2 protein-coding genes are annotated in these 1,578 nt (G+C 70.4%); one reads left to right on the forward strand and one right to left on the reverse strand.

Going from position 1 to position 1,578, the window contains the following annotated elements:
* The gene (locus NBZ83_RS32035; RefSeq protein WP_261571331.1) at window positions 1-354 is read right to left on the reverse strand and encodes a hypothetical protein; all 354 of its coding nucleotides are present in this window, start codon (window positions 352-354) and stop codon (window positions 1-3) included.
* 71 nt (window positions 355-425) lie between these two features.
* On the opposite strand from NBZ83_RS32035, the gene NBZ83_RS32040 reads away from it, so the two are divergent.
* Complete coding sequence (locus tag NBZ83_RS32040; RefSeq protein WP_261571330.1) at window positions 426-1,550, forward strand: IS630 family transposase; 1,125 nt, start codon at window positions 426-428, stop codon at window positions 1,548-1,550.
* Window positions 1,551-1,578 lie beyond the last annotated feature (28 nt).

The following is a 1,578-nucleotide window of genomic DNA, read 5'->3' on the forward strand; positions in this document are numbered from 1 at the left end:
CTAGTGGTCGTCGCCGTTAGTTCGTCGGTGATCGGCGGTGCCGGGTAGGTAGAGGCCGGCGGTGAGGTCGAGGGCTGCTTCGGCGGTACCGGTCCAGGATCCGTCGGGCAGGACGGCGTCGGCGTAGTCGTCGTGGCTGGCGCGCCAGACCGCGAAGCCCCAGTTGTTGGCATAGCCGACGTAGCGCAGCCGGAACAGGGGCTGGCACTCGCCGTCGGGGCCGGTCGCGTCGATGTAGGCGAACCGGCCCCGGTAGCGGGTGGAGACCTGGGCGATCCCGGGCCAGACCTCGGCCGCGTGAGCGGTCAGCCGCTGACGCAAGGAGATCTTCGTCGATTCCGGGATACCAGCCACGGCCCTGATTGTGGCTGGCTGTTGAGGGCTGGCTGCCCGTGGGGCGTGACCAGCCCGGTAGGACATGGACGATGCCGCGCCGCGCCGTCGCGATCACACTGACCGACACCGACCGGGAGACGCTGAATGGCCGTGCCCGCTCGGCGACCACACCCAGGCGGGACTGGCTCCGTGCCGTGATCGTGCTGGCCGCGGCCAGCGGAACGGGTAACACCACGATTGCCAGCACCCTCGGGGTCTGCGAGGACACGGTCAGCAAATGGAGAGGCCGGTTCGCCCGCGAGGGCCTGGCGGGGCTGACCGACCGGCACCGCTCGGGCCGGCCAGCCCGGTTCACCGCGGTGCAGGTCGCCGAGGTCAAGGCCCTGGCATGCACGCGGCCCGCCGACGTCGGCGCACCGCTGGAGCGCTGGTCGACCAGCGAGCTCGCCGCCCACGCCACCCGCGAGGGCATCGTCGAGGCGGTGTCGGCCTCGTCGGTCGGCCGCTGGCTGGCGACCGACGCGATCCGGCCGTGGCAGCACCGCTCGTGGATCTTCCCGCGGGACCCGGACTTCGTCGCCAAGGCCTCCCGAGTCCTCGACCTTTATGGCCGCCGCTGGGACGAGCAGCCCCTCGGTCAGGACGACTACGTCCTCAGCGCGGACGAGAAATCCCAGCTCCAGGCCCTGCGCCGCTGCCACCCAAGCGCACCCGCCGCGCCCGGGCACGGCCCCCGCGTCGAGTTCGAGTACAAACGCGGCGGCACGCTGGCCTACTTCGCCGCCTACGACATCCACCGCGCCCAGGTCATCGGCCGGACCGAGGACACCACCGGGATCGCCCCGTTCGGCCGGCTCGTCGACCAGGTCATGACCTGCGAGCCCTACGCCTCGGCGCGGCGGGTGTTCTGGATCGTCGACAACGGCTGTTCACACAACGGTCAGGCCTCGATCCGGCGGATGCGCACGGCCTACCCGACCGCGACGCTTGTTCACCTGCCCGTGCACGCCTCGTGGCTGAACCAGGTCGAGATCTACTTCTCGATCCTGCAACGCAAAGCGATCGCCCGCGGGGACTTCACCGACCTCGACGCGCTCGCGACCCGAGTGATGACCTTCCAGGCCCTCTACAACCAGACAGCCACCCCGTTCGACTGGAAGTACACCCGCGCCGACCTGCTCGACACCACCCGCCGCCTCACCCTCGCCGCATAACCGACGAACTTGCAGCGACGACCACTAG

The sequence above is a fragment of the Frankia gtarii genome, assembly GCF_025403375.1.
GTDB lineage: Bacteria > Actinomycetota > Actinomycetes > Frankiales > Frankiaceae > Frankia > Frankia gtarii.